Source organism: Saccharopolyspora mangrovi, assembly GCF_035320975.1.
In the GTDB taxonomy this organism is placed as follows: domain Bacteria; phylum Actinomycetota; class Actinomycetes; order Mycobacteriales; family Pseudonocardiaceae; genus Saccharopolyspora; species Saccharopolyspora mangrovi.
Map to the genome: position 1 here is coordinate 14206 of NZ_JAWLNX010000001.1, position 25656 is coordinate 39861.

Annotated in this window: 32 protein-coding genes and 1 tRNA gene; 22 read left to right on the forward strand and 11 right to left on the reverse strand. The window is 70.5% G+C overall.

All coding sequences use genetic code 11. The annotated features are described in order from the left end of the window. Positions 1-26 precede the first annotated feature (26 nt). From R4I43_RS00065 to R4I43_RS00090, 6 genes are all read left to right on the forward strand, one after another. Positions 27-512, forward strand: a complete 486-nt coding sequence (locus R4I43_RS00065; protein WP_324263383.1) for a nucleoside deaminase — start codon at positions 27-29, stop codon at positions 510-512. Between the two features lie 227 nt (positions 513-739). After that, positions 740-2158 (forward strand): NCS2 family permease, encoded by a 1419-nt coding sequence (locus R4I43_RS00070; protein WP_324263384.1) that lies wholly within the window; start codon positions 740-742, stop codon positions 2156-2158. Positions 2159-2238: 80 nt separating this feature from the next. Then, entirely contained in the window at positions 2239-2817 is a 579-nt protein-coding gene (locus R4I43_RS00075; RefSeq protein WP_324263385.1) for a nucleotidyltransferase family protein, read from the forward strand. A 103-nt stretch (positions 2818-2920) separates the two neighbouring features. Continuing rightward, positions 2921-3223: a hypothetical protein gene (locus R4I43_RS00080; protein ID WP_324263386.1), complete on the forward strand. Its 303-nt coding sequence runs from the start codon at positions 2921-2923 to the stop codon at positions 3221-3223. 94 nt (positions 3224-3317) lie between these two features. After that, positions 3318-3962: a TetR/AcrR family transcriptional regulator gene (locus R4I43_RS00085; RefSeq protein WP_324263387.1), complete on the forward strand. Its 645-nt coding sequence runs from the start codon at positions 3318-3320 to the stop codon at positions 3960-3962. A gap of 55 nt (positions 3963-4017) precedes the next feature. Next, positions 4018-4728 carry an MOSC domain-containing protein gene (locus R4I43_RS00090; protein WP_324263388.1) on the forward strand — a complete coding sequence of 237 codons (711 nt, stop codon included), beginning with the start codon at positions 4018-4020 and terminating at the stop codon, positions 4726-4728. A gap of 52 nt (positions 4729-4780) precedes the next feature. On the opposite strand, the gene R4I43_RS00095 is transcribed toward R4I43_RS00090, so the two are convergent. Next, positions 4781-5002 (reverse strand): DUF3618 domain-containing protein, encoded by a 222-nt coding sequence (locus R4I43_RS00095; protein WP_324263389.1) that lies wholly within the window; start codon positions 5000-5002, stop codon positions 4781-4783. Between the two features lie 143 nt (positions 5003-5145). Between R4I43_RS00095 and R4I43_RS00100 the strand changes: the two genes are divergently transcribed. Further along, positions 5146-5222: transfer RNA gene (locus R4I43_RS00100), tRNA-Leu, on the forward strand. Positions 5223-5362: 140 nt separating this feature from the next. Here R4I43_RS00100 and brnA read toward each other — a convergent pair. After that, positions 5363-5599, reverse strand: a complete 237-nt coding sequence (brnA, locus tag R4I43_RS00105; RefSeq protein ID WP_324263390.1) for a type II toxin-antitoxin system BrnA family antitoxin — start codon at positions 5597-5599, stop codon at positions 5363-5365. Between the two features lie 298 nt (positions 5600-5897). Here brnA and R4I43_RS00110 point away from each other — a divergent pair, with 298 nt between their 5' ends. The 5 genes from R4I43_RS00110 (at position 5898) to R4I43_RS00130 (ending at position 9341) form a co-directional block, all read left to right on the forward strand. Next, positions 5898-6032 (forward strand): hypothetical protein, encoded by a 135-nt coding sequence (locus R4I43_RS00110; RefSeq protein WP_324263391.1) that lies wholly within the window; start codon positions 5898-5900, stop codon positions 6030-6032. A 12-nt stretch (positions 6033-6044) separates the two neighbouring features. Next, positions 6045-6563 (forward strand): stage II sporulation protein M, encoded by a 519-nt coding sequence (locus R4I43_RS00115; RefSeq protein WP_324263392.1) that lies wholly within the window; start codon positions 6045-6047, stop codon positions 6561-6563. Between the two features lie 64 nt (positions 6564-6627). After that, complete coding sequence (locus R4I43_RS00120) at positions 6628-7356, forward strand: MerR family transcriptional regulator (RefSeq protein ID WP_324263393.1); 729 nt, start codon at positions 6628-6630, stop codon at positions 7354-7356. A gap of 70 nt (positions 7357-7426) precedes the next feature. After that, on the forward strand, positions 7427-8599 hold the full coding sequence (locus R4I43_RS00125) for an acyl-CoA dehydrogenase family protein (protein ID WP_324263394.1): 1173 nt from the start codon (positions 7427-7429) through the stop codon (positions 8597-8599). Between the two features lie 100 nt (positions 8600-8699). Then, the gene (locus tag R4I43_RS00130) at positions 8700-9341 is read left to right on the forward strand and encodes a response regulator transcription factor (protein ID WP_324263395.1); all 642 of its coding nucleotides are present in this window, start codon (positions 8700-8702) and stop codon (positions 9339-9341) included. Between the two features lie 200 nt (positions 9342-9541). On the opposite strand, the gene R4I43_RS00135 is transcribed toward R4I43_RS00130, so the two are convergent. Beyond that, complete coding sequence (locus tag R4I43_RS00135; RefSeq protein WP_324263396.1) at positions 9542-9793, reverse strand: PLD nuclease N-terminal domain-containing protein; 252 nt, start codon at positions 9791-9793, stop codon at positions 9542-9544. 164 nt (positions 9794-9957) lie between these two features. Here R4I43_RS00135 and R4I43_RS00140 point away from each other — a divergent pair, with 164 nt between their 5' ends. The 5 genes from R4I43_RS00140 (at position 9958) to R4I43_RS00160 (ending at position 14655) form a co-directional block, all read left to right on the forward strand. Beyond that, a complete protein-coding gene (locus R4I43_RS00140) occupies positions 9958-11061 on the forward strand; it encodes a sensor histidine kinase (protein WP_324263397.1) in 1104 nt (367 codons plus the stop codon). Between the two features lie 105 nt (positions 11062-11166). Continuing rightward, positions 11167-12072, forward strand: coding sequence for an ABC transporter ATP-binding protein (locus tag R4I43_RS00145; RefSeq protein ID WP_324263398.1), 906 nt, complete (start codon positions 11167-11169; stop codon positions 12070-12072). Continuing rightward, positions 12069-12797, forward strand: a complete 729-nt coding sequence (locus tag R4I43_RS00150) for a hypothetical protein (protein WP_324263399.1) — start codon at positions 12069-12071, stop codon at positions 12795-12797. The genes R4I43_RS00145 and R4I43_RS00150 overlap by 4 nt, the downstream gene beginning before the upstream one ends. A 14-nt stretch (positions 12798-12811) precedes the next feature. Further along, positions 12812-13969 carry a sensor histidine kinase gene (locus tag R4I43_RS00155; RefSeq protein WP_324263400.1) on the forward strand — a complete coding sequence of 386 codons (1158 nt, stop codon included), beginning with the start codon at positions 12812-12814 and terminating at the stop codon, positions 13967-13969. 113 nt (positions 13970-14082) lie between these two features. Beyond that, a complete protein-coding gene (locus R4I43_RS00160; RefSeq protein ID WP_324263401.1) occupies positions 14083-14655 on the forward strand; it encodes a dihydrofolate reductase family protein in 573 nt (190 codons plus the stop codon). Positions 14656-14658: 3 nt separating this feature from the next. Here the strand turns inward: R4I43_RS00160 and R4I43_RS00165 are convergent, their stop codons facing one another. The 5 genes from R4I43_RS00165 to R4I43_RS00185 all read right to left on the reverse strand — a co-directional run bounded on the left by R4I43_RS00165 (position 14659) and on the right by R4I43_RS00185 (position 18767). Further along, positions 14659-15318: a poly-gamma-glutamate hydrolase family protein gene (locus tag R4I43_RS00165; protein WP_324263402.1), complete on the reverse strand. Its 660-nt coding sequence runs from the start codon at positions 15316-15318 to the stop codon at positions 14659-14661. 84 nt (positions 15319-15402) lie between these two features. Further along, positions 15403-15741, reverse strand: a complete 339-nt coding sequence (locus R4I43_RS00170; protein WP_324263403.1) for a hypothetical protein — start codon at positions 15739-15741, stop codon at positions 15403-15405. A gap of 107 nt (positions 15742-15848) precedes the next feature. Continuing rightward, on the reverse strand, positions 15849-17474 hold the full coding sequence (locus R4I43_RS00175) for an alpha-amylase family glycosyl hydrolase (RefSeq protein WP_324263404.1): 1626 nt from the start codon (positions 17472-17474) through the stop codon (positions 15849-15851). Between the two features lie 106 nt (positions 17475-17580). Continuing rightward, positions 17581-18231, reverse strand: a complete 651-nt coding sequence (locus R4I43_RS00180) for an alpha-amylase family glycosyl hydrolase (protein ID WP_324263405.1) — start codon at positions 18229-18231, stop codon at positions 17581-17583. Beyond that, entirely contained in the window at positions 18150-18767 is a 618-nt protein-coding gene (locus R4I43_RS00185; protein WP_324263406.1) for an alpha-amylase family protein, read from the reverse strand. Before R4I43_RS00185 ends, R4I43_RS00180 begins: the two co-directional genes overlap by 82 nt. Before the next feature lie 42 nt (positions 18768-18809). Here R4I43_RS00185 and R4I43_RS00190 point away from each other — a divergent pair, with 42 nt between their 5' ends. Together R4I43_RS00190 and R4I43_RS00195 are read left to right on the forward strand one after the other, a co-directional pair. Continuing rightward, positions 18810-19292, forward strand: a complete 483-nt coding sequence (locus R4I43_RS00190) for an RrF2 family transcriptional regulator (RefSeq protein WP_324263407.1) — start codon at positions 18810-18812, stop codon at positions 19290-19292. A 76-nt stretch (positions 19293-19368) separates the two neighbouring features. Further along, a complete protein-coding gene (locus tag R4I43_RS00195) occupies positions 19369-19830 on the forward strand; it encodes a carboxymuconolactone decarboxylase family protein (protein WP_324263408.1) in 462 nt (153 codons plus the stop codon). 43 nt (positions 19831-19873) lie between these two features. Here the strand turns inward: R4I43_RS00195 and R4I43_RS00200 are convergent, their stop codons facing one another. Genes R4I43_RS00200 through R4I43_RS00210 form a run of 3 tightly spaced genes read right to left on the reverse strand, consistent with a single transcriptional unit; the run spans position 19874 to position 23438 of the window. Then, positions 19874-22036: a xanthine dehydrogenase family protein molybdopterin-binding subunit gene (locus R4I43_RS00200; protein WP_324263409.1), complete on the reverse strand. Its 2163-nt coding sequence runs from the start codon at positions 22034-22036 to the stop codon at positions 19874-19876. Further along, complete coding sequence (locus tag R4I43_RS00205; protein ID WP_324263410.1) at positions 22033-22995, reverse strand: FAD binding domain-containing protein; 963 nt, start codon at positions 22993-22995, stop codon at positions 22033-22035. Before R4I43_RS00205 ends, R4I43_RS00200 begins: the two co-directional genes overlap by 4 nt. Next, on the reverse strand, positions 22995-23438 hold the full coding sequence (locus tag R4I43_RS00210) for a (2Fe-2S)-binding protein (RefSeq protein ID WP_324263411.1): 444 nt from the start codon (positions 23436-23438) through the stop codon (positions 22995-22997). Before R4I43_RS00210 ends, R4I43_RS00205 begins: the two co-directional genes overlap by 1 nt. 229 nt (positions 23439-23667) lie before the next feature. Here R4I43_RS00210 and R4I43_RS00215 point away from each other — a divergent pair, with 229 nt between their 5' ends. From R4I43_RS00215 to R4I43_RS00225, 3 genes are all read left to right on the forward strand, one after another. Beyond that, entirely contained in the window at positions 23668-24234 is a 567-nt protein-coding gene (locus tag R4I43_RS00215) for a TetR/AcrR family transcriptional regulator (RefSeq protein WP_324263412.1), read from the forward strand. A 16-nt stretch (positions 24235-24250) separates the two neighbouring features. Continuing rightward, a complete protein-coding gene (locus R4I43_RS00220; protein ID WP_324263845.1) occupies positions 24251-24610 on the forward strand; it encodes an SbtR family transcriptional regulator in 360 nt (119 codons plus the stop codon). Positions 24611-24740: 130 nt separating this feature from the next. Further along, complete coding sequence (locus R4I43_RS00225) at positions 24741-25637, forward strand: Vgb family protein (RefSeq protein WP_324263413.1); 897 nt, start codon at positions 24741-24743, stop codon at positions 25635-25637. Positions 25638-25656: the final 19 nt, after the last annotated feature.

Here is a 25656-nt window from a genome sequence, read left to right on the forward strand (position 1 = left end):
CCGCCGAAAACCCTTGGAGTGAAACGATGTCCGTGGACGTCGCAACCGAGCAAGAGCAGACCTGGATGGCCCGCGCGATCGAGCTGGCCACCGCCAACGTGGACACCGGCGGCGGCCCGTTCGGCGCCGTGATCGTCCGCGACGGGCAGGTCGTGGCCACCGGCGCCAACCGCGTCACGCCGGACCTGGACCCCACCGCGCACGCCGAGGTCGTCGCGATCCGCAACGCCTGCCGCGAGCTCGGCACGTTCTCGCTGGCCGGCTGCGTGCTGGTGACCTCGTGCGAACCGTGCCCGATGTGCCTGGCCTCGGCGATGTGGGCCCGGGTCGACCGGGTCCTGTTCGCCGCTGACCGCGATGACGCGGCGGCGGCGGGCTTCGACGACCGCGCCTTCTACGACGCGATGGTCGACCCCGCCAAGAACCCGACCGCCGTCGTGCGGATCGAGATCCACAACAGGAACGAAGCGTTCGACGCCTGGCGGAACAAGGCGGACCGCGTCGACTACTGAGGATCCTCTGGTTCTGGAGGAACAGCTCCGCCACTCGTGAGCACGACTCGAGGCGGAAGATCCCGCGCAATTCACGGCGATGACCGGGTCGCCACCGCTGTAGGGCCGCTCATCAGCGGCTTCACCTGCTAAACGCCCCGCACCAAGGCTTTCGGCGAATTCTCGCCGGGCTCAACCCTGCCCGGAAAACCGACGTCCAGGGGCGCCCACCGGCATGGGAGGACGCAATGACCCAGCAATTGACCACCAGACCCGACAGCGGTCTGGACCGCGTGTTCCGGATAACCGAACGCGGTTCCACGCTCGCCCGCGAACTGCGCGGCGGCCTGACCACCTTCGTCGCGATGGCCTACATCGTGATGCTCAACCCGCTGATCCTCGGCTCCGGGACCGACGCCACCGGCGCGAAGCTCTCCCCCGAGCAGCTCACCACCGCCACCGCCGCCACGGCCGGGGTGATGACCATCGTGATGGGCCTGGTCGGCAACGCCCCGCTGGCCCTGGCCACCGGTCTGGGCGTGAACGCGGTCGTCGCGTTCACCATCGCCCCCACCATGACCTGGGCCGAGGCCTTCGGACTCGTGGTGCTCGAAGGCGTCGTGATCGTGGCGCTGGCGGTCAGCGGCGTCCGCGAGAAGATCATGAACGCCATCCCGGAGCCGCTGAAGATCGCGCTCACCGTGGGAATCGGCCTCTACATCGCACTGATCGGCCTGGTCAGCGCCGGTTTCGTGACGCGCGTGCCGGACTCTGCGGAGACGACCGTGCCGGTGCAGATGGGCACCGACGGGCACCTGGCCGGGATCCCGATCGTGGTGTTCTGCGTGACGCTGCTGGTGATGATGGGCCTGCTCGCCCGCCGCACGCCCGGGGCGATCCTGCTGGGCATCGTGGTCGGAACGGTGCTGGCGCTGCTGGCCAACGCGGCGCTGGACATCGCACCCGACGAGTGGGGAACCGTGGTCCCCGAGCTGCCCGCCCAGCTGGTCGGCACACCTGATTTCGGGTTGTTCGGGCAGGTCGACCTCTTCGGCGGGTTCGCGGCGGCCGGTGGCGTGGCCGCGACGGTGTTCCTGTTCACCCTGGTGCTGTCCGGGTTCTTCGACGCGATGGGCACGATCACCAGCGTTTCCTCGCAGGCCGGGCTCGCCAAGGACGGCAAGGTGCAGGGCATGGGCCGGATCCTGGCCGTGGACGGCGTCGCCGCCGCGGCGGGCGGGTTCACCGGGGCCGCGCCGAACACGGTGTTCCTGGAGTCGGCCGCCGGTGTCGCCGAAGGCGCCCGCACCGGGCTGGCCAGCGTGTTCACCGGGCTGCTGTTCTGCCTGACGCTGCTGGTGACCCCGCTGGCGTCGGTCGTGCCCGCGCAGGCCGCCGCACCGGCTCTGGTGATCGTCGGCGGGGTGATGATGTCGCAGGTCCGCTTCATCCCCTGGGACGACCCGGAATACGTGATCCCGGCGTTCCTGACGCTGGCGGTCATCCCGTTCACCTACATGATCACCAACGGCATCGGGGCCGGCCTGATCGCCTTCGCCGTGATCAAGCTGGCTCGCGGGAAGGTGCGGGAGATCGGCTGGCTCGTCGGCTCGCTGGCGATCGTCTTCGCGGTCTACTTCCTCGTCTCCGGGCTCACCGGGGTCTGAGCCGCCCACCCCGGGGCGAGAACTGCGGTGCTCGTCAGCGCGAGGACCGCGGTTGTCGCCCCGGGGGCTACGGTCGTGCTGTGAAGCCGCCAGCAGGAGTCGTGCTCGCCGCAGGCGCGGGACGCCGCTTCGGAATGCCGAAAGCCCTGGTCGAGCACCGCGGAGCCCTCTTCGTCGACCGCGCTGCGAAGGTCCTGGCCGACGCCGGCTGCGACCCGGTGCTGGTCGTGCTCGGCGCCGCCGCCGACGAGGTCCGCGAGCGCGCCGAGCTCGCCGGCGCGACGACGGTGTTCAACCCCGACTGGCCCACCGGCATGGGGTCGTCGCTGCGCACCGCGCTGGAGGCGCTGCGGGGCTCCGACGCCCCGGCCGCGCTGGTCCTGCCGGTCGACATGCCCGGCATCGGCGCGGAGGCCGTCCGCCGAGTTGCCCAGCTCACCGCCCCCGACGCGCTCGCCGCCGCCTCGCACGGCGGACGCCGCAGTCACCCCGTGTTGCTGGGACGGGAGCACTGGACCGGTGCAGCCGCCTCGGCGACAGGTGACGCGGGCGCTCGCGACTACCTCAAACAACGCGCAGTGACGATGGTGTCGTGTGACGACATATCGGAAGGCTTCGATGTCGACCGGCCTGAAGATCTGGACCGACCGGCCACGTAGAGTCCCATGTCGACCGAGATGCGCTGCTGAGAGCCAGTGCGCCTAGCATTGTCTTCCGGTCAAGAGCTCGAACGCCCGAGCAAAGTGGAGAGCGGAGGCATTCATGGCTGGCGGTCATATCACCGCGAACTACGTACCCCAGGGCGATGACTGGCAGATCACCGTCACGGATGGTGACGACAAGAAGACCGCGCGTGCGCCCGGCCTGATCGCCGCCCGGGACCAAGCGGATCAGCTCATCGAGCAGCTCTCGTCCGGCAAGTCCGGGCGCGTGGTGATCCACCTGCTCGACGGAGACGGTTTCGCCTTCACCACCGCCTACCTGCAGGCCCGGCACGGCTTGTCGGACGAGGCGACCCAGCGAGCGGCCCGCGCCGCCGCCGCCAACGCCCCTGCTGCGCAGTAGCTCCTGCCCGGGCGACCCCCTGCTCGGTGACTCTTCGCGACCCACCGATCACGTGCACAGTGGATGAACGGGGCGGGACCTTAGGATGGCGTCCGTGAACGCGCCGACCAGTAGTGCACCCCAGGAGGAAGCAGCGGTGGCCAGCCTCGAACCGAGCAGGCCGCCCGCCGGCCGGGGACGCCCGCGGGACGCCTCCCGCGATGCTGCGCTGCGCCAGGCGGCGATGGAGGTGCTGGCCCAGGTCGGCTACCGCGCGTTGACGATGGACGCCGTGGCGGCCCAGGCCCGCGCCGGCAAGGCCACGATCTACCGGCGCTGGGACTCCAAGCTCGACCTGGTCATCGACACCTGCAACGAACTGGTCCAGCGCCGCATCCCGGAACCCGATCTGGGTTCGGTGGCCGCCGATCTCGGCGAGTTCCTGCGCGCGTTCGCCACGCTGCTGACCGGTCCGGTCGGCAAGGCCGCGCAGGCTCTGGTCGGTGAGCTGCCGCACGAGCCCGAGCTGGCGCTGAAGTTCCGCGAGTCGTTCCTGCTGCCGCAGCGCGACGTGCTGCGCCGGATCATGGAGCGCGGTGTTCGGCGCGGCGAGATCAGCCCGGACGCCCCGATCGACACGGTCGGCGAGCTGGCGGGTGCGGGCCTGATCTACCGGCTGATGCTGGCGGACGAGCCGCTGGACACGGGCTTCGTGGACCGCCTGCTCAACGAGGCCCTGCTGCCGCTGCTCAGGCGCTGACCGCTCGTTCGGCGAGTTAGGGTGGCGTCCGCCCAAGCCCGAACGGAGGTCGGTCGTGTCCCAGGTCCTCGAGCTCAGCCGTTGGCCGGTGAAGTCGCTGCGCGGTGAGCAGGTGACGGCCGCCCGCTTCGACGAGCGCGGCATGGCCGGCGACCGCGCCTACGCGCTGCTCGACGAGCGGCCGAACCGCGCGGGCAACGTGCTCACGGTCCGGCAGAACCAGACGCTGCTGTCCTGGTCGGCGAGCTACGGCGACCTGCCGGACCCGGTCGAGCCGCCGACCCTGAGCGGCCCTGATGACCAGCGGCTGTCCTGGGACGACCCGAAGCTGGCGGACGTGCTGGCGGAGTCGCTGGCGGTCCCGGTGCGGTTGAACCCGGCCGACGGCCAGCAGGACCGCGGGCCGACGGTGCTGGTCACCTTCGAATCATCGCGGCGCGGCCTGGGCGAGGAGCTGGGCGCGGAGGTCGACCTGCGGCGCTTCCGCACGAACCTGCACGTCGACGCGGACCTGCCGCCGTTCGCCGAGCAGGACTGGGAACCGGGCGCGACGATCACCGCCGGAGAGGTGGAGCTGACCGTGACCGGGGATCACGCCGGTCCGTGCATCCGCTGCGCGGTCCCGAGCTGGGACGCGGCGGGCCGCGAGCGCTGGCGGGAACTGCAGGCTCACCTGATCCAGCACCACGAGAACAAGTTCGGCGTGATCATGCGGGTGACTCGACCGGGCACGGTCGGCGTGGGCGACGCGGTCGAGGCGGGTTGATCCGGTTCCGGTGTTCTGGGGCCAGGTCCGAGACCCCAGAACGACCGGCACCTCACTTGAACAGCTTGCGCACGACCACCGCGGTGACCAGCGCGCCGACCCCGATCAGCGCGTAGCGCACCTTGGGGTCGTTCAGCTTCTCCATGACGCTGGCTTTGCCGGCGTCGACGAACCGCTGCGGGTTCGCCTGCACGCTCAGCCTGTCCAGCGTGTCGGCCAGCGCGTCACGCGCCTGCTCGATGTCACGCTCGATGGCATCTTGATCACGGGCCACGTGTCCTCCTCACGTTCACCTGGCTGCCCACACCGTAGTTCACGGTGGATCAGACGCCGCACCAGCCGCGCCCATGTCCCCTGCTCGGGTCTCCCCCGCGCCGGAAAACATGATCGACACACGCGCTACGCTATGCACACCGAGGGGCCGTAGCCCAATTGGCAGAGGCACTAGGTTTAGGTCCTAGACAGTGAGGGTTCGAGTCCCTCCGGCCCCACCACCAACTCGCTGATCGAAGCCAGCGTCCCGGCTCTCACCCCGAGGCCCCACCGATTTCGCCCGCGGCACGGGCAGGTGGCGAAAGCGCCCTCGCTGCAGGGCAGTCGAAGGCGCTTTCGCTCTCACATCAGTCCGGCCCCGCTACGCGGCCCGGTTGTCCCGGTGTTCAGTTCGATCCGCGATCCAGACCTTGATGATCGCTTGCCGAGTCTCACCGAGGCGCTTGGCCTCACTGTCGAGCGACTCGATCATCCACTCCGGAAAGTCCACGTTGACTCGCCGCTGTTCAACATTCGGCCGTTGGACGGTCGTCATGTCAAGCTCGGACGTGACGTCCTCACCGCGGTCGAAGCGCTCGTCGAATTCCTCAGCCTTCATAGATCGCCACCTCCTCATCCCGCGCTCGGCGCACCGAAATGATCCTCGTTCGCTCGCCCCGGTAGTGCGGCGGAGTCACTTGCGGATGCAGGCGGTGAGCGGTGGGCGTGCTCGGCGACGGGCCGCGCCATTCCTCCACACGAACAGCCCCTTCACCAGGCCGCTCGCTCGGACTCGGCGCGTTCGGGCGCCGGGATCACCGCGCGTGAAGCCTTGCTCGGACCGGGCTTGACCTTGTCCCGAGGGCACGGTCTGGAGTGGTGGTGAGTCGCAACCACCACCGGACGAGGAGCAGACGATGACCAGCGCAGCGGAGATCGAGAACCGGATCGAGCAGCGGGGTGGGGGCTCGCGGTGGTTCCGCAGGCCGTTCCAGATCATCCGGGCGAATCTGGGCGCCTACCTGGCGCTGAACGCGATGGCCTACGGGTAGTTCCTGGTCGGGATGGGTGTGGGCCTGCTGCGGCCCGATCTCGTCGGCGCGAACATCGCATCGCTCCAGCAGGACGGGACGCTGGAGCTGGCCACCTGGGCGATGTCGAGCACCTGGCTGTTCAGCCTGACCATCCTCGTGGTCAACGCGGGCGGGATGAGCCTGGTGAACCTCCTGCTGCCCTCGGCGATCGTCCCGTTCGCGGGCATCGCCCTCTTCGCCTACTGGGCCTTCGACACCGGGGTGACGTTGGCGCCGGTCAACGACGTAGCGGCGTTGACCATGATCCCGCACTCGCTGACGGTCCTCATCGAGTTCCAGGCGTACGTCCTGGTGCTGCTCGGCGCCTACCGGCTGGGGATGTCGTGGCTGCGTCCCCGGACCGTCGGAGCCCGCAACCGCCGCCAGGGCTACCTCCGCGGGTTGCGGCAGGTCGGCTGGCTGAGCCTGCCCGCGCTCGCGCTGCTGGTCGTCGGCGCGATCTACGAGGCGATCGAGATCCTCCACCTGGTTCCGCTGCTGCTGTCTTGACCGTGCCCTCGGGGCAGGGTGTGGACTGGTTTCGCAAATCGCGCGCCGAGATGGGGGACGAACGATGGCGTGGAGCACTCGACAGCTCGCCGACCTCGCCGGCACGACGGTGAAGGCCGTCCGGCACTACCACGAGATCGGGTTGCTGGACGTGCCCGAACGCGCGTCGAACGGGTACAAGAAGTACGGGGTCTCGCACCTGATCCGGCTGGTGCAGATCAAGAGGTTGAGCGATCTGGGGCTGCCGCTGTCGCAGATCGCGGCGATGGGCAACGCCGGTGAGGACCCGACCGAGGCGATCTCCGTCCTGGACGCCGAACTCGAGGCGACGATCCAGCGGCTGACCCGGATCCGCGCCGAACTGGCCGTGATCCTGCGCCATCGCGCGTCGCCCGAGGTGCCACCCGGGTTCGCGCCGCTCGCCGACCGCCTCTCCGACACCCAGAAGGCCCTGCTGACGGTCTACTCGACGGTCTTCAGCGACGAGGACCTGGCGGAGTTCGGCAGGCTCCTGGGCGAGCGGGACGCCGTCGAGGAGGAGTTCGAGGCGCTGCCCGCGGACGCCAACGACGACGCGATCGAGCAACTCGCCCAGCGCTTGGCCCCGGTGGTCCGCCGCGGCCGCGAGGAGCACCCGCAACTGGAGAACCTGCTGGCGAACTCACCGCACGGCCAGAAGCTGGCCACGAACGCGATGGCGCACGCAGTCGCGGAGTTCTACAACTCCGCGCAGATCCGCGCGCTGCAACGCGCGAACGTCCTCCTGCAGCAGGACGCCGACGGCTTCAGCTGAAACCGGCTCCCCGCGACCGGCCCGCAGGTACCGTTCGGCGGCGTCGGCACTGATCGAGGGGGTTGTGCCCATGACGGCTCTGCACGTGAGCCCGGAATTCCCGTCTGTTCTCCGGCGAATCGACGGTCTCGGCGAGGTGCTCGACAGCAGCGCCGATGCCGCCGAGCGACGCGGGAACCTCAGCGAGGACGCCGCGCAGGGCCTGCTGGCGGCGGGAGCTGTTCGCGCTTCGCTGCCCGCGAGCCTCGGTGGTCACGAGTTCGCGCCGCGCCAGCTGATCGAGATGATCGAGATGATCAGCTACCACGACGCCGCGGCCGGCTGGACGATGATGGCGTTGCAGCACATCACCGGCACCACCGCCGCCTACCTCGACTCCGCCGCCGCGGAGGCCCTGTTCCCCGACGTCGAGCGCGGGGACCACGCGCTGCTGGCCGGGCACGGCACCAGACCGGGCCGGGCGGTCCCGGTGGACGGCGGCTACCTGGTGAGCGGCAGCTGGCAGTTCGCCTCCGGCATGGCGCTGGCCAGCCACGTCCACAGCTTGATCCTCATCGAGGGCAGCGGTGAACCTCGCGTGCTGGCGATGCCGAAGTCGCAGGTGACGCTGGTCGACAACTGGGACGTGCTCGGGCTGCGCGCCACGAACAGCATCGACTACCACTGCACCGACGTGTTCGTCCCGGCGGAGTTCACCTACTCGGCGACGACGACCGCGCCCGTCAACGGCGGCGCGGTGTACCGCGTCGGCCTGGTCAACATGGCCGCGATCGGGCACACCGGTTGGGCGCTCGGCGTCGGACGCCGGCTGCTCGACGAGCTGAGGTCCGCCGCTGCGCCCAAGTTCGGCACTGCCGGTGCGGCGGTGGACACCGCGCAGTTCCACGCCGAGTACGCGACCGCCGAAGCCGCGCTGCGCTCGGCCCGGGCGTGGGCGGTGCAGGTGTGGCAGGAGGTCGAGAGCACCTTGGACGCGGGCGAACCGCAGTCCACCGAGCAGGACACGATGATCCGGCTCGCCCTCGGCAACGCCACCAGAACCGCGCAGGAAGTCGGCCGCGCAGTGCACCGCTGGGCCGGAACGGCGGCGATCCGCCGGGGACCCATCGACCGCTACCTCCGCGATCTCGGCACCGGCTCCCAGCACATCACCTCCGGCCAGGTGGTCCTGCAGAACTGCGGGAAGTGGCTCAGCGGAGCACAACCCCGAGCGCGCTGGCAATTCCTCGACCTGGTCCCGTGATCTCGGGCGTCCGGGCATCCGCTCGTTCGTCGTGGGTGACGGGGCGGTATACCGTGGTGGGCGTGGTGGTTTCGCGGGCTGGAGGTCGTGGGTGGCGAGCGTGAAGGTCGTTCTGCTGGATGACGAGGACCTGGTGCGGTCCGGGATTCGGATGATCCTGGAGTCCGATCCTGAGATCCAGGTGGTGGCCGAGGCCCCGAACGGGGCCGGGGTCGTGGACCTCGTGGCGAAGCACTCGCCGGACGTGGTGCTCACCGACATCCAGATGCCGGAGGTCGGCGGGCTCGAGGTGACGCGGCGGATCACCTCGCTGCCCCATCCGCCCGCGGTCGGCGTGCTGACCACCTTCGACGTGGACGAGTACGTGCACGAGGCGCTGCAGAACGGGGCGGCCGGATTCCTGCTCAAGGACACCCGGCCGCACGAACTGGTCGCCGCCGTGCACACCCTCGCCGGTGGCGAGGCGATGCTGTCGCCGCGGATCACCCGCAAGCTGCTGACGACTTTCTCCTCCGGCGGCGGCGCCGCGCAGTCGGCGAAGTCCAAGATGGACAAGCTGACCGCGCGGGAGCGCGAAGTCGCCGTGGCCGTCGCGCAGGGTTCGAGCAACGCCGAGATCGCCGCCGACCTCTACATGAGCCACTCCACCGTGAAGGTCCACATCGGACGGATCATGCACAAGCTGGACGCCGTCAACCGGACCCAGGTCGCGATCATCACCCACGACGCCGGATTGGCCTAGGACTGGTCAACCATGCGGCGGAGCCGCATTCTCCGTCACCACCCCAGCAACCGGCACCGCCGCGGGTTCTGAGCGGCTTCGTGGCGAGCACGCCGTGACGCCGTGTATTGGACATGCACACGGAGCGGCGCGCGGAGTCCACGGAGCCGCTCAGGTTCCGCTACCCGCACCGCTGAGCAAAGTGACTCCATCAGTTCCTTCTAGCAGGTCGCGCGTCGCCTGTAGGCGTCGCCGCGTCCGATCACGAACCAGGCCAGGACGCCGAGGAACGGGGCGGCGAAGGCGATGACCAGCCAGACCAGGGTCATGCCGAAGGACAGCGGCGAACCGATGATGCTGACCACGGCGCAGACGAACAGCGCCAGCCAACCGATCAGCAGCAGCGCGATCAGCCCCATGCTGCCCACCGCGAACAGCTGCTCCGGGTCGCTGAAGAGCTTGCCCAGGTCCATTGCGTTTCCTCCCATGACGTTCGTCGTCGTTCGATCACCAACGCTAGGGATCCGGGGCCGCCGCGACGTCCTCCTACCCGCTCGTCCGAACTTGCCCGAAAGTCGTACGCGCCTCGGCCGGTCGGCGAACGTGCCGGGGAATCCGCGCAGCTAGAGTCGGCCCGGTGCGTGACGTCCTCGACCGAGAGCGCCTGCTGTCCTGGTGGGACGGCAAGGTGCACCGCCTGCTGATCGACCTCGCCGTCGCCGTGATGTTCGGCGGGGTGCTCAACACCGAGGCCACGCCGTGGGAGTTCTCCCTCCACGTGGCCGCCGGAGCCGCGCTGCTCGTGCGCAGGCGGTTCCCGCTGGTGACCGCCGGGGTGTCGGTCGCGGTGATCGCGTTCACCGCCTACCTGCCGCCGTCGTGGGTCGCGCTGTACTCCTACGCGCGCCGCCACGGTTCCGCTCCGTCGACCTGGGTCGTGGGCGTGGTGATCATCGCGACCGGGGTGGCGGCGAACATGGTCCGCTACCCCGGCGGCATGGGGTTCCCGACGCTGCTGAGCTTCGGCGTGAACTCGGCGCTCTACACCGTGCCCGCGATGCTCGGGTTGTGGCTGCACCAGCGGCAGGCGCTGCTGACCGCCGCCCGGGAGCGCGTCGAACGCGCCGAGCGGGAACGCGCGCTGCTCACCGGGCGGGCCGTCACCGAGGAGCGGCGGCGGATCGCGCGCGAGCTGCACGACGTGATCGCCCACCGGGCCAGCGTCATGTCGCTGCAGGCGGGCGCGCTCACCCTGCACGCGAAGGACGAGGGCACCGCCCAGACCGCGGAGATCATCCGCGACAACAGCGCGAAAGCCCTCACCGAGCTGCGCAGCATGCTGCGGGTGCTGCGGGAAGGCCCGTCCGACCTCTCCGAGGCGCCGGCCTTGGCCGACATCGCCGAGCTGGTGCGCGAAACCGGGTCCGGGGTGCGGTTGAGCATGCCCGGCGACCTCCCGCAGACCTCCGGGAGCACCGGGCGCGCGGCCTACCGGGTGGTGCAGGAAGCCCTGACGAACGCGGCGCAGCACGCACCCGGCGCGCCGGTGTCCGTCGTCGTCGAGGCCGACGACGAGCTCCGCGTCACCGTCACCAACGGCCCCGGTGAGCAGCCGCCGACAGCCGGACCCGGGTACGGGCTGCTCGGGATGCGGGAGCGCGTTGCGCTCGCGGGCGGATCGCTGGAGGTGGGGCCGACCGCGGACGGGGGCTTCCGGGTGGCGGCCGTGCTTCCGCGGTGACCGAAAGTCGTATCCGCTCGTAGCTGGAAGTCAGACGCCCGGCCCTCTCGGATCCGCGATTCTCGTTGCCGTGCGGGACATCCGATCCGACTTCGAGGAGCAGGGTTGATCACCATCCGGCAACTGACCAAGCGCTACGGCGACAAGCTCGCCGTGCACGACCTCACCTGCACGATCCGGCCGGGCGTGGTGACCGGCTTCCTCGGCCCGAACGGGGCCGGCAAGTCCACCACGATGCGGCTCATGCTCGGGCTCGACCGCGGCGAGGGCGAAGTCCTCTTCAACGGCCGCCGCTACCGCGACCTGCCGAACCCGGCGCGCGCGGTCGGGGCGCTGCTCGACGCGCGGGCCGTGCACCCGGGCCGCTCGGCGCACCAGCACCTGCGGATGATCGCCGCCGGCGCCGGGATCCCCGAGCAGCGGGTCCGCGAGGTGCTGGCCGCCGTCGGGCTCGACGAGGTGCGGTCCCGCCGCGTCGGCGGGTTCAGCCTCGGCATGCAGCAGCGGCTGGGCATCGCCTCGGCTCTGCTGGGCGATCCCGAGCACGTGATCCTCGACGAGCCGACCAACGGCCTCGACCCCGAGGGCGTGCGCTGGATCCGGTCGCTGCTGCGCAACCTCGCCGACGAAGGCCGGACCGTGTTCGTCTCGTCGCACCTGCTGTCCGAGATCGCGCAGCTCGCCGACGATCTCGTGGTCATCGGCGAAGGCCGGTTGATCGCCGCCGAACCGGTGCGCGACTTCATCACCGCGCACACCCGCACCCACGTCGTCGTGCGCACCCCGGAGGCCGACCGGTTCCGGGAGTGGCTGCGCCAGGCCGGGTTCCAGGTCCAGCCGGAGGACGCCGACGCCCTCGTGGTGGACACCGGCGACGTGGACGCGGTCAGCGCCGCGGCGCGGCAGGCCGGCGTTCCGGTCCGCGAGCTCCACACGCGTCGCAGCAGCCTCGAAGACGCGTTCTTCAACGCCACCGCCAACGCCACCAGCTACCGGGGAGAAGCAGCATGACGACGACCGAGGTGTCGACCGATCGCGGTGTCCGGCGCGCTCTGGGGTACGAGTGGGCCGCGTTCCGGACCTTGCGGTCCAACTGGGTGTTGATGGGGTCCGCGCTGGTCGTGCAGCTCCTGCTCACGTTCGTCGCGCACGACTCCCGCGACCACGGCGACATCACCTTCGCCAAGGTGCTCTCGGTCGGGTGGCTGTTCGTCGCGCTCGTGGCGGCGCTGGGCGTGAACGCTTTCGGGACCGAGTACCGGTACCGGACGATCACCACGACCGTGCTCACCGCGCGGTTGCGTGGACGCGTGCTGCTGGCCAAGGCGATCGTGGCCACCGCTGCCGCCGTGGTGACCGAAGTGGTGGTGCTCTCGGCGTCCTGGCTGCTGCTCGCGGTCCTCGGAGCGGCGCCGACCGTGTCGACCTCGCTGCTGTCGGGCACGGGGGTCCTCGTCTACGCCGCGCTGATGACGCTGATCGGGCTCGCGCTGGCCGTGCTGCTGCACGGATCGGTGCTGCCGATCGCGGTGCTGGTGGTGTGGCCGGAGATCGAGATGTTCCTGATCAACCGGCTGGACCTGCCGGAGTGGCTGCACGCCGTGCTGCAGCCGTGCTACTCGGCCCGCCGGTTGATCAGCGAGTCGCCCGAGTGGCCGGGGGCGCTGCCGATGCTGGGGCTGGCGGCGGTGCTGCTCGGTGCCGCGGGCATCGTCCTGAACCGCCGCGACGTGTGAGTACGGTGACGGACGTGCCGGTCGAACGGAAGCGCTCGTGGTTGTCGTGGTGGGACGGTTCGCTGCGGTCGCTGCTGTTCGACCTCGCCGTCGCGGGAGCCCCGGTCGCGGGCGAGTTCTACGCGCACGGCGGGCGCCTCAGCGACACCTCTCCCCTGGCGATCGCCGCGCTGACCACCGGATTCCTCGCGCTGGTGGTGCGGCGGCGCTTCCCGTTCGCCGTCGCCCTGGTGATGGCCGTGGCGTCGCTGCCCGCCAATACCGTCATCGGGCCGGTGGAGGTCGCGCTGTACACGGTGGCGAGCCGGTGCGGGTCGCGCCCGGCGACGTGGGTGGCCGTCGGCGTTCACCTGCTGGCCCTCGTGCCGACCGTGGCGCGGTGGGGCGAGCTCCATCTCGGGCCGACGACGACCATCGTGGTGGGCCACGTCGTCGTGCCGGTGCTGATCGGGCTGTGGGTGTTCGGGCGCCGGGGCGTGCTGATCGACTACCAGGAGAAGGCCGAGCAGGTCGAGCGCGAGCGGAAGTTGCTGGCCGAGCGCGCCGTGGAGGCGCAGCGGCGCGAGATCGCCCGCGAGATGCACGACGTCGTCGCGCACCGCATCGGCGTGGTGTCCCGGCACGCCGACGTGCTGGCGGCCAACGCCACCGACGAGCGCAGCGCCGAGCTCGCCGAGATCATCCGGTCCACCAGCGCCACCGCGATGTCCGAGCTGCGCGAGATGCTGCGCGCGCTGCGCGACGACACCGAACCGGAACCGGCCTCGGCGAGCACGACCGGCATCGTCGACCTCGTCTCCGGCGCCGCCGAGGCGGGGGCGAACGTGCGGCTCGACATGCCCGAGCCCGCCCCTGAGGTCCCGCCCGAGGTGGGGCGCGCCGCGTACCGCGTGGTGCAGGAAGCGCTCACCAACGCCGCCAAGCACGCCCCGCACGCGGCCGTGCAGGTCACGGTGCGGTCCGACGACGACGAGCTGGCGGTGACGGTGACCAACCGCCGCAGCCCGCGCGGTCACGACGTCGCGCTGCCCACGTCCGGGTTCGGCCTGGTCGGGATGCGCGAGCGGGTCGCGCTCACCGGGGGGAAGCTGCAGACCGGGCGCACCGGCGAAGGCGGGTACCGGGTGCACGCCACCTTCCCCCTCGACGAGGAGCCCGCCTCTCCCGAGTGACCGCACCAGGGGGCGGTTCTGGCGAGAACCGGCCCGGTTTCCCGGTCCTCGAGCGATGAGTTCTCGGGGTGGTCCTGGTCTGCACGGGAGACGTGTGGAGAAAGGACGGAACCATGTCGGATCTGATGGTGGACTTCATCGTGTCGCTCGACGGGTACGCGGCAGCGGAGGGCTGGCCCGGGTTCTGGGGGATGGAGGGGCCGGAGTACCTCGACTGGATCGCGAGCAGCGACGAGAAGGAGCACGTCTCGCTCATGGGCGCGACGACCTACCGGCTGATGTCGGGATTCGCCGTCGAGGCCCCTGCCGAACCGGGCCTGGCCGAGTTGACGGCGATGCCCAAGGTCGTCTTCTCGTCCACCCTGACAGCTCCGTTGACCTGGGAGAACAGCGAGCTCGTCACGGGTGACGCGGTCGAGGCCGTCCGGGAGCTGAAGCAGCGCGAGACCCGGCCGCTGCGCACCATCGGCAGCCTCGCCCTGAGCCGCTCGCTGCTGGAGGCCGGCGTGGTGGACCGGTTCCGGCTGGTCATCTTCCCGGTCATCACCGGCAAGACCGGGCGGGAGCGCATCTTCGACGGCTACCCCGACATCAAGCTCGACCTGATCCGCAGCCGCACCTTCGACGACCGGCTCCAGCTGCTGGAGTACGCCCCCACGGTCCTCGACGGCCCACCCGGCGCCTGACCGTCAGCGCCGGCTGACGGCTCGTTCGACCGCGGCGACGTAGTCGTCGAACTCGGCGGTGGGCACGCCGTCCTTCACCAGGGCGTCGCGCTGAGCTCTGGTGAGCTCCAGCTGGACGCCCTGCCCGCGGGCGTTGCGGTTGCCGATGTTGTCGGGGCTGTCACCGGCGAGCTCGTCGGGGACGGTGTCCGGCGCGTCGAAGCCCGCCGCGCGGAGCTCGGCGCGGACGGCGTCGCGCAGCTCGGCGGCGAGGCCGCCGACGTAGGTGGTGGCGGTGTCACCGGCGGCCCCGTGCCAGGACACGGTGTAGCGGGAACCGGAGACGAGGTCGCTGATCATGGGCTCGTCGAAGTTCGTGGAGGTGATGTGCAGGACGCTGTTGCCCGACGGCTTGATCCCCTCGAACGTGCCGAAGCCGTGGCCGCCCGAGGTGGCCGCGCGGTCGGCGAGTTCGGTGGTGGGGCGCTCGATCCCGCCGCCGTGGATGGCGATGTGGACGAGGTCGGTCTCCCCGCCGCGCACCTCGCGGCGGTAGTCGACGCCTTCGGTCTCGTGGGCGGCGAGCTCGGCGTAGTCGGCGTAGGTGTCCTCCGCCTCGGCCACCGGAGCGACGGCGAGCGCGAGGAGCGCCGCAGCGGTCGCGGACGCGGTCCTGATCATCATCGGCTTCCCCCTCAGCCCCGAAGAGTGAACGGGACGGATGATATGCGGCGAAGTGCGCTGAAGCAGGTGAATGGCGGGAACTCCTCAGTCGGCCAGGAGCGCCTCGATCCGGTGCTGCTCGACGAGCTCCTCGTGGTCCGAGGGGTCCGCCTCGACCAGTTCCGCTGAGCACCCCGTCACTTCACCGATGGGCCGCAGCAGTTCCAGCGCCTTCAGGCGGGTGGTGAGCACCCCGATCACCAGGGCGGCCCGCTCCGGGTCGGACGGGTCGTCGGCGACGCCGAGGCTCCACGGGATCTCGCACGGGCCGCGATGCCACTCGTCGGGGCACAGCAGGCGCGCGATCGGGTCCTGCGCCGCGATCGCCTCGGCGAGGCTCGCGAATCCGTCGACTCGGATCTCGTAGACGCGGGCGTGGTTCATCCGTTCCCCCAAGGTGATGTGGTCGTGCGGACCAGCATCGCGCTGCGGAGGACCGGCGGGTTCCGGGGCCTCCCGGAGATTTCCCCCGAGGGGCCCCGGATTCGCGCCTAGCCGAGGTCGAGGATGGCGTAGCCGAAGCCGGGAACCGCCAGCGTGCGACCGCTGATGCGGACACCGCTGTTCTCGACGGGGGTCGCGTGCGCGAGGCGGTCGTCGGGCACGTCGACCGAAACCGGGTTGCGGCTCGGGTTGATCGTGACCAGGAAGCGGTCGCCGCGCAGGTAGGTCAGCGGGTAGCCGTCGTGGAAGACCCGCGCCGAACCGGCGCTGCCGAGCTCGGGGTGGCGCTTGCGCAGCGCGATGACCCGCTGCACGAGGTTCAGCAGCGAGCCCGGGTCGGCGAGCTGGCCTTGGACGGTCGGCCGGTTCGGGTCGGGGTCCTGCGGGATGTAGAGCTTGTCGGTCGGAGCGGTGGAGAACCCCGCGTTGGGCCCGTCGTTCCACTGCATCGGCGTGCGGTTGCGCTGCCGCCCGGCGCTCCCCTCGACGTCGGGCAGGCCTTCGATCAGCCGCATCCCGATCTCCTCTCCGTAGTACAACGTCGGAATCGTCGGCCAGGTCAGCCAGAACGCGAACGCGGCCGGGATCTCCTCGGGCTTGCGGACGCCGTTGTTCAGCCGGGTCGCGCCGTCGTGGTTCGCCGAGGGCAGCAGCACGTGCCCGGGGCGTCCGATGGTCTGCTCGGTCTGCTGCCAGGCGTCGACGAAGGTCTTGGCGGTGCCGGTCCCGTCCGCTCCGAAGTAGGGGTTGTCCTGCCACAACGACTTCCACGGCGCGCCGTCGCCGGGCCCGTTGACGGGCAGGAAGAAGTCGCCGTCGAAGCCCGCTGGGACCGAGGTCGCCGGGTCGCCCCACTCGGCGATCATCACCGCGTCGGGGTGCTCCTCGCCGAGCCACGCGCGCATCTCGCCCCACAGCTCGCCGGTTTCGACCCAGCCCGGGTCGTCCTTGACCAGCGTCGCGGCCAGGTCGCAGCGGAAGCCCGAGATGCCCAGCCGGAGCCAGTGGTCCATCACTTCGCGCATCGCTTCGCGGTTGCGCCGGGGGCCTTCGGCGTCGACCGGCTGACGCCACGGTTCATCCGGATGCATGCGCGCGTAGCCGTAGTTGATGGCGGGCTGGGTGTCGTAGTAGTTCTTCAGGAACGCGCCTTCGCGCGGGCCGGGCGAGGCGACGAAGTCCTCCGGCAGGCTGCCGTCGGGCGGCAGCTGGTCGGGCGTCGCCCACACGTAGCGGCTGTCGGCGGGGTCGTTCAGCGAGTTCAGGAACCACGGGTGCTCCTCCGACGTGTGCCCCGCGACCAGGTCGAACAGCACTCGGATGCCGCGCGCCTTCGCCGCCTCGACCAGGGTGGCCACGTCGTCCTCGGTCCCGTAGCGCGGGTGCACGCCGACGTAGTCGGTGATGTCGTACCCGGCGTCGGTGAACGGCGACGGGTACACCGGGTTCACCCAGATCGCCGTCACACCGAGCCACGCCAGGTGGTCGAGGTGCTCGGTGATGCCCCGCAGGTCGCCGATCCCGGTCCCGTCGGTGTCGGCGAAGCTCTGCGGGTACACCTGGTAGAGCACGGCGTCGGCCAGCCACGAGGGCTGACCGGACGCCGCCGCGGGACTCACCCGAGCGATCGGCAGCGCGGCGGCTCCCGCGAGCACCGCGCCCGTACCGACCATGAACGACCGCCTCGACACCACTGCACCCAGCTCCCGTCTGAATACGTATTCATGCGCGGCGCCGAATCTACGTCATCCGAGTCGATCGGGGAAGACGCCTGCGCGATCACGCCCCGAGGTCGATCACCGCGTAGCCGAAGGCGGGGACGGTGAGGTTCTGGCCGTCCACGGTGACACCGCTGTCCTCGACCGGAGTGCCGCTGGGCGCCCGCTCGTCGGGCACCGAGACGCTCACCTGGTTCCGGCTGGGGTTGACGGTGACCAGGAAGCGGTTGCCGCGCAGGTAGGTCAGCGGATAACCGTCGTGGAAGACCTGCACGTCGACGGCGGTTCCGAGCTCGGGATTCGACTGGCGCAGCGCGATGAGGCGTTGCACCAGGTTCAGCAGCGATCCCGGATCACCGTGCTGCGACTCGACGTTCGGCCGGTTCGGGTCGGGATCCTGCGGCAGGTAGAGCTCCTCGGCGGGCGGGGTGGAGAAACCGGCGTTGGGACCGGTGTTCCACTGCATCGGCGTGCGGTTGTTCTGGCGCCCGTTGCTGCCTTCCACGTCCGGCAGTCCGTCGATCAGGCGCATGCCGATTTCCTCGCCGTAGTAGATCAGCGGGACGATCGGCCAGGCCAGCCAGAACGCGTAGGCAGCCGGGATCTCCTCCGGCTTGCGGACGCCGTTGTTCAGCCGCAGCGCGGTTCGTGGTTGGCCGAGGGCAGGATCACTCCCCCGGGCCTGCCGATGGCCTCCTCGGCCTCGTTCCACGCGTCGATGAAGATCTTCGCGGTGCCGGTTCCGTCGGCGCCGAAGTACGGGTTGTCCTGCCACAACGACTTCCAGGCCTCGCCGGTCTGGAAGAAGAAGTCGCCGTCGAACCCGGCCGGAACCGCGACCTTCGGATCACCCCACTCGGAGACCAGCACGGCGTCGGGGTGGTTCTCGTCGAGGCAGGCCGCCATCTCGCCCCAGAGCTTGCCGGTCTCGACGAGGTCCGGGTCGTCCTTGATCAGGCTGGCCGCCATGTCGCAGCGGAAGCCCGAGATCCCCAGCTGCAGCCAGTGGTCCATCACCTCGCGCATCGCTTCGCGGTTGCGCTTGGGCCCTTCGGCATCGACCGGCTGACGCCACGGCTCGTCCGGGTTCATCCGCGCGTAGCCGTAGTTGATCGCCGGTTGGGTGTCGTAGAAGTTCTTCAGGAACGCGCCGGGGCGAGGCCCGGGCGAGGCGACGAAGTTCTCCGGCAGCTCACCGCCGGGGAACTGCTCCGGTGGCACCCAGACGAACCGACTGGACCAGACCATTCACGGTTGCCGGTTTTATCCTGGACATCTAATATCCGGGTTATGCGGATGAGCGAGGGTGTGGAGTGGGCGGTGCACAGCTGCCTGAACCTCGCGTGGCTGGGCGAGGAGCGCGCCGTGCCGGCGGCCAAGCTGGCCGCGTTCTACGAACTGCCCGCCGCGTACCTGAACAAGCAGCTCCAGGCGCTGGCCCGCGCCGGGATCGTCGCCTCGACGTCCGGCCCGCGCGGCGGTTTCCGGCTCGCCCGGCCGCCGGAGAAGATCACGCTGATGGACGTGGTCGCCGCGATCGAGGGCGAGGAGGAGGCCTTCCGCTGCACCGAGATCCGGCGCCGGGGCGGCTCCGACAGCGGCGAGCGCAACGGCCCGCCGTGCGCGATCCACACCTCCATGCGCAAGGCCGAGCTCGCCTGGCGCCGGGAGCTGGCGTCGCAGACCATCGCCGGCATCGCGTCCACGGTGGAGGACCACTCCCCGGCCGCGCCCGAGCGGGTTCGCCGCTGGTTCGGCGACACCCGCACCTGATCGAAACCCCTCCTCCGGCAGGGGTTCTCGCAGCAATCAATTCTGGATGGAAAATGTCCGAGATGAGGAGATGACGATGCAGGGACGGATCGACGACCTCCCCGCCAAGGCGGGCGACGGGTACAAGGCGATGCGATCGCTGGAGATCTACCTCGCAGGCAGCGGGGTCCCGAGCGGATTGCAGCACCTGGTCAAGCTGCGGGTGAGCCAGATCAACGGCTGCGCCTTCTGCGTCGACATGCACAGCAAGCACGCCAGGCAGGAGGGCGAGACCGACGAGCGGCTGTTCGGGGTCGCGGCCTGGCGCGAGTCGCCGCACTTCACCAGCGCCGAGCGGGCGGCCCTCGACCTGGCCGAAGCGGGCACCCGGCTGGCCGACAACCCGCACGGCGTGCCCGACGAGGTCTACGAGCGGGCGCGCGCCGAGTTCGACGAGCCGACGCTGACCGCGCTGATCATGCTCATCGCGGCCATCAACGCCTGGAACCGGATCAGCGTGATCAACCGGACGGTGCCCGGTACCCACACGCCCCGATGAGGGATCGCCGGGCGGCCTCCCACGCGGCCGCCCGGCGACGACCTCAGTCCACCAGCATGTCCTCGATGGTGATCGGGATGTGGCGGACCCGGATCCCGGTGGCGTTGCTGACCGCGTTGGCGACCGCGGCGGCCACGCCGACCGTGCCGATCTCGCCCAGGCCCTTGGCGCCCACCGAGTTGTGCAGGGTGTCCGGGTACTTCACGAACTCCACGTCGACCTCGGGGATGTCGGCGTTGACCGGCAGCAGGTAGCTCGCGAAGTCGCCGTTGGCGAGCCGGCCGCTGCCCTCGACCTCCATCGCCTCGTGCAGCGCCGCCGAGACGCCCCAGATCATGCCGCCCTGCAGCTGGCTGGTGGCCAGCTTCTCGTTGATGATCCGGCCGCAGTCGAACACGCCGAGCATCCGCGACACCCGGGTCTCGCGCGTCCACTTGTGCACCTTGACCTCGACGAACTGCGCGCCGAACGAGCTGAAGGAGTGCTTGGTCAGCTCCTCGCCCGGCGCCGAGGTCCCGCTCACCGACACCGACTCGCGCCCCAGCGCCCGCAGCAGCTCGCCGAAGGTGATCGACTCGTCGCCGGCGAACAGCTCGCCGTGCGCGTAGGTGACCTCCTTGCCCGCGAACGGCGCTCCCGGCCCGGAAGCCAGCGCGGTGAGCTCGTCGACCGCGGCGGTGGCCGCGAGCTGGATCGCGGTGCCGACGCTGGCCGTCGCGGTCGAACCGCCCGACAACCCGCCCGGCGGCAGCGCCGAATCGCCCAGCTGCGGCGTGATCCGCTCCTCGGGCAGGTCCAGCGACTCCGCGCCGATGTGCGACATCACCGTCAGCAGACCGGTTCCCGGGTCGGCGCCGCTGGTGGAGACGACCGCGGTCTCGTCGGCCCGCAGCTCGATGCCGACCGTGGCCGGGAACCGCAGCGCCGGGAACATGGCCACCGCCACGCCCATGCCGACCTGCCAATCGCCCTCGGTGCGGCCCTGCGGGCTGCGGTTGGCCCAGCCGAAGCGCTGCGCGCCGACGTCGAAGCACTCGTCGAGGTGCTTGCTCGACCACTGCAGGTCCTTGCCGGGCGGCGCCGTCGAGTTGTTGCGCTTGCGCAGTTCGATCGGGTCCATGCCCAGCTCGACCGCCAGCTCGTCGATCGCGCTCTCCAGCGCGAACGAACCCGGCGCCTCACCGGGAGCGCGCATGAACGTCGTCGGCGGGACGTTCAGCGGCACGATCCGCTGCGACACCGCGAGGTTCGGCGTCGCGTACCACTCCAGCGAGGTGCCGTGCGAGGTCGGCTCTACAAACGAGCGGGCCGCGTCGGTGGTGCACCACGAGTCGTGCCGGACCGCGATCAGCCGGCCGTCGCGGTCGGCGCCCAGCGCCACCCGCTGCCGCGTGGCGGCGCGGCCGGCGGTCACCGTGAACACCTGCTCACGGGTCAGGGTGGCCTTGACCGGGCGCCCGAGGGCGCGGCTCGCCGCCGCCGCCAGGAACGCCGGCGTGGAGGTCTTGCCCTTGCCGCCGAAAGCGCCGCCCACGTACGGGTTCACGACGTGGACCTGCGCGACGTCGACGCCCAGTGCGGTGGCCATGTCGGCGGCGACCATGTGCGAGCCCTGGTTCGGCGTGTAGAGCGTGAGCTCGCCGCCCTCCCACACCGCGACCGCCGAGTGCGGCTCCATCGCGGCGTGGTTCTGGGTCGCCGTCGAGTAGGTCTGGTCGACGACGACCGGGCTGGCCTCGAAGGCCTCCGCGATGGAGGTCACGCCGGAGTCCTCGTCGAGGATCTCCAGGTCTTCGCGGTCCGGCGCCCTCTCCGCCTCGGCCAGGCTGTCCTCGAACGAGGTCTTGGCGGGTTCGGTCCGGTAGCCGGTCTCCACCAGGGTGGCGGCGTCGCGCGCCTGCTCGAAGGTCTCGGCGATGACGAAACCGATCGGCTGGCCGTAGTAGGCGACCTCGCGGTTCTGCAGCGGAACCCACGTCTCGCCCAGCATCGAGCTCGGCGTGGCCAGTTCCAGGTTGTCGAACGGCGTGTAGACGCCGAGCACACCGGGCGCGCTCTTGGCCGCGGTGACGTCCATGCTCTCGATCTCGCCGCGCGCGATCGTGCTGAGCACGAGGTAGCCGTGGACCATGCCGGGGAGGTTGTTGTCGGCCCCGTACTTGGCCTGGCCGGTGACTTTCAGCGGGCCGTCCAGCCGAGCGGTCACAGCTGCATCCCTCCGGTGGTTTCGAGCAGGGCGCGGACGATCGTCCGCTTCAGCAGGGACACCTTGAACGCGTTGCCGGACAACGGCTTCGCGCCTTCAGCGGCGAGCGCCGCGGCGGCTTCGAAGGTCTCCTGGGTGGCGCGCTTGCCGCTCAGCACGTCCTCGACGACGCCGAGCCGCCACGGCACCGTGGCCACGCCGCCGACCGCGACGCGGGCGTCGGCGATCACGCCGTCGTGGACGTCGAGCGCCACGGCGGCCGAGGTCAGCGCGAACTCGTAGGACTGCCGGTCGCGGACCTTGACGTAGGTGGAGTTGGTCGCCCAGTCCAGCTTCGGCACGACGACCTCGCCGATCAGCTCGCCCTCGCGCAGGTCGTGCTCGGCCTCCGGGGTCTGGCCCGGCTGCAGGTAGAAGTCGGCGAGCTTGACGGTGCGCTCACCGGCGGCGCTGACCAGCCGGAGCTCGGCGTCCAGGGCGACCAGCGCGACCGCGAGGTCGCTGGCGTGGGTGGCCACGCACGCGTCGCTGGTGCCGAGGATCGCGTGCATCCGGTTGGCGCCCTCGACCGCCGGGCAACCGCTGCCCGGATCCCGCCGGTTGCAGGGCGAGTCGACGTCGCGGAAGTACCCGCAACGCGTGCGCTGCACGAGGTTGCCGCCGATGCTGGCCATGTTCCGCAGCTGCTGCGAAGCGCTCTGCAGCAGCGCGCGCGAGATCGCCGGGTAGACACCGGGATTCGCGGCCACGTCGCTCATCCGCTCCAGCGCGCCGATGCGCAGCCCGTCGGAGGTGTCGATCCCGCGCAGCGGCAGGCCGTTGATGTTCTGCACCCGCTGCGGGGTGAGCACGTCGAGCTTCATCAGGTCGACGAGCGTGGTGCCGCCGGCCAGGAACGTGCCGGTGCCGCCGACCGCTTCGTCGATCGTGGTGGGTGCGGTCAGTTCGAAGGAGCGCATCAGCCCGCCTGCCTCGCCTGTTGCACTGCCGCGACGATGTTCGGGTAGGCCGAGCAGCGGCAGATGTTGCCGGACATGAACTCGCGGACGTCCTCGACGTCCTGCTCGACGGCCGCGACGGCCGACATGACCTGGCCGGACGTGCAGAAACCGCACTGCAGCGCGTCCTGGTCGAGGAACGCCCGCTGCACCGGGTGCAGCGACTCGCCGTCGGCGAGCCCTTCGACGGTGATCACCGGCTGCTGCACGGTGGCCGCCAGCGTGAGGCAGGACAGGACGGGCCGGCCGTCGACGTGCACCGTGCAGGCGCCGCACTGACCCCGGTCGCAGCCCTTCTTGGGGCCGGTGATGCCGAGCTTCTCGCGGAGCGCGTCGAGCAGGGTCACGCCGGGGTCGACGCTGAGCTCTTCCGTCCTGCCGTTGATTTCCAGTGAGAGGTCCACAGAATCTCTTCCCCGCCCTTCCGTCAGGGGCGGAGGGCGGAATGCTCGTGGTGGTGGGAGCTAGACTCAAAAACCTGGAACGGATACTCATCCGGTTCAGGTGGAACCGAAGCTACCGGATTCTTATCCGCTTCGCAACGAGTGTTCTCACCCTCAAGACTGCCCAGGGTCGGCGAGCGGTGCACTACATTCCGGGTGAAGACCAGGTTGCCGACCGGGGAGGGACGCGATGACGACCGGCTCGGTGAACCCACGCCGCGCGGACACCCGGCGCAACCACGAGGCCATCCTCGGGGTCGCCGCGCAGTCGCTGGCCTGCTCCGAACGCGTCTCGTTCAACCACATCGCCAAGCAGGCAGGCGTCGGCGTGGGCACGGTGTACCGGCACTTCCCGACCCCGGAATCGCTGATCATCGCCGTCTACCGGCGCGAACTCGAGCACCTCGGCGACGTCGTCCCGGAGCTGCTGGAGCGGCACGAGCCCGAACAGGCCTTCCGCACCTGGGTCACCGACCACCTCGCGCACTACATGATGACCAAGCGCGGCCTGGCCAAGGCGCTGGCCGCCGCGACGTCCTCCCCCGCCGAACTCCCGGTCAACGCGCACGAAACCCTGGTCGAGGCGCTGAGCGCGCTGCTGCGCGCCAACGCCGAAGCGGGCAACCTCCGCCCGGACCTCAACCCGGAAACTGTTCTGCGCGGCCTCGGCGGCCTGCTCTACCTCGACCCCAAGCGCGACTGGCGAACCGAAACCAGCGACCTCCTCGACCTCCTCTGGCGAGGCATGCGCGCCTGACCGGAGCCGGCCGGCGCTGCCGAAGAAGACCGAGGCCAACGACCCCACCGGCAGGGCGTGCGCGTCCGATCACCCGGCGAGCGCGTCCAGTTCGGACTTGGACCGGTTCTGCGAGTACGTCGCCACCAAGCGCGAGATGGCCGAAGCGCTGCGCGCGGTCATGTCGTCGATCTCGCTGTCGGAGAAGCGCGCCGAACTCGGCGAGGCGGCTCGAGCCGTCATCGAGGCCGGCGCCGCCGAGGGTTCGCTGCGCTCCGACGTCCTCCCCGAGGACGTCGTGACCGGCATCGTCGGCATCTTCCTCGCCACGAGCCCCGACCAGCCCGAACAAACCACCCGCCTCCTCGACCTCATGCTGGACGCCCTCCGCCCCTGACCACCCCACCGAGTGAGCCTTTTCGAATTTCGCGCGAAATTCGACCCGGCCTCGCGTGACTCGAATTTCGCGCGAAATTCGAGTCACCCTGCGCACGGGTCCCGTAGCACTCGGAAAATCGGTTGCTGGGGTGGGGTTCGAGGGGGACGCTGCCGGGGTGGAGTTCGCCGAGGTGCCGGTCGGGGAGCCCGGGTGCGGGCCTTACGGGGTCGCAGCCGGGGTGGACGGCGAGGTGTGGTGCACGGAGGTGCACCAGGGCCGGGTCGGGCGCTTGGGGCCCGACGGCGATTACCTGGGTTTTCAGGTCGGACCGGTCGACTCGCGGCCGACCGTGATCGTCGCCGGGCCCGACGAGGCGATGTGGTTCAGCCTCTACCAGGGAAATCGCATCGGACGAATCGGTTTCGACGGATCGGTGCGCGGGTTCGGCGTGCCGGGCGCCAACCCGTACGGGCTCGCGGTCGGCCCGGATTCGGCGCTGTGGTTCACCGCGATGAACACCGACCGGGTCGGGCGGATCACCGCGGACGGCACGATCACCGAGTTCGACCTCCCGACGCCGGGCGGGTTCCCGTCGATGATCACCACCGGACCGGACGGCGCGCTGTGGTTCACGCTCAACCAGGCCAACGCGATCGGCCGGATCACTCCCCGGGGCACCGTGCGCACCTTCCCGCTCCCCACGGCGAACGCGGCACCGGTCGGGATCACCGCCGACGCCGACTCCCTCTGGTTCGTCGAGATCGGTGCAGGTCAGATAGGCCGCATCACCCCGGAGGGGGACATCGTCGAGCACCCGCTGCCGGACCGCTCAGCCCGGCCGCACGCGATCACCGCGGCGCCCGACGGCTCCTGCTACTTCACCGAGTGGGCCGCGGGCCGCGTCGGGCGCATCACCCCGGACGGGACCATCAGCACCTGCGCCCTGCCCCATCGGAACTCCGAACCCCACGGCCTCACCGTCACCCCGGACGGAATCCTCTGGACCGCGCTGGAATCCGGCTCGCTGGCCTGGGCAAAGATCTAGTCCGCGACCGCCGCAGCTC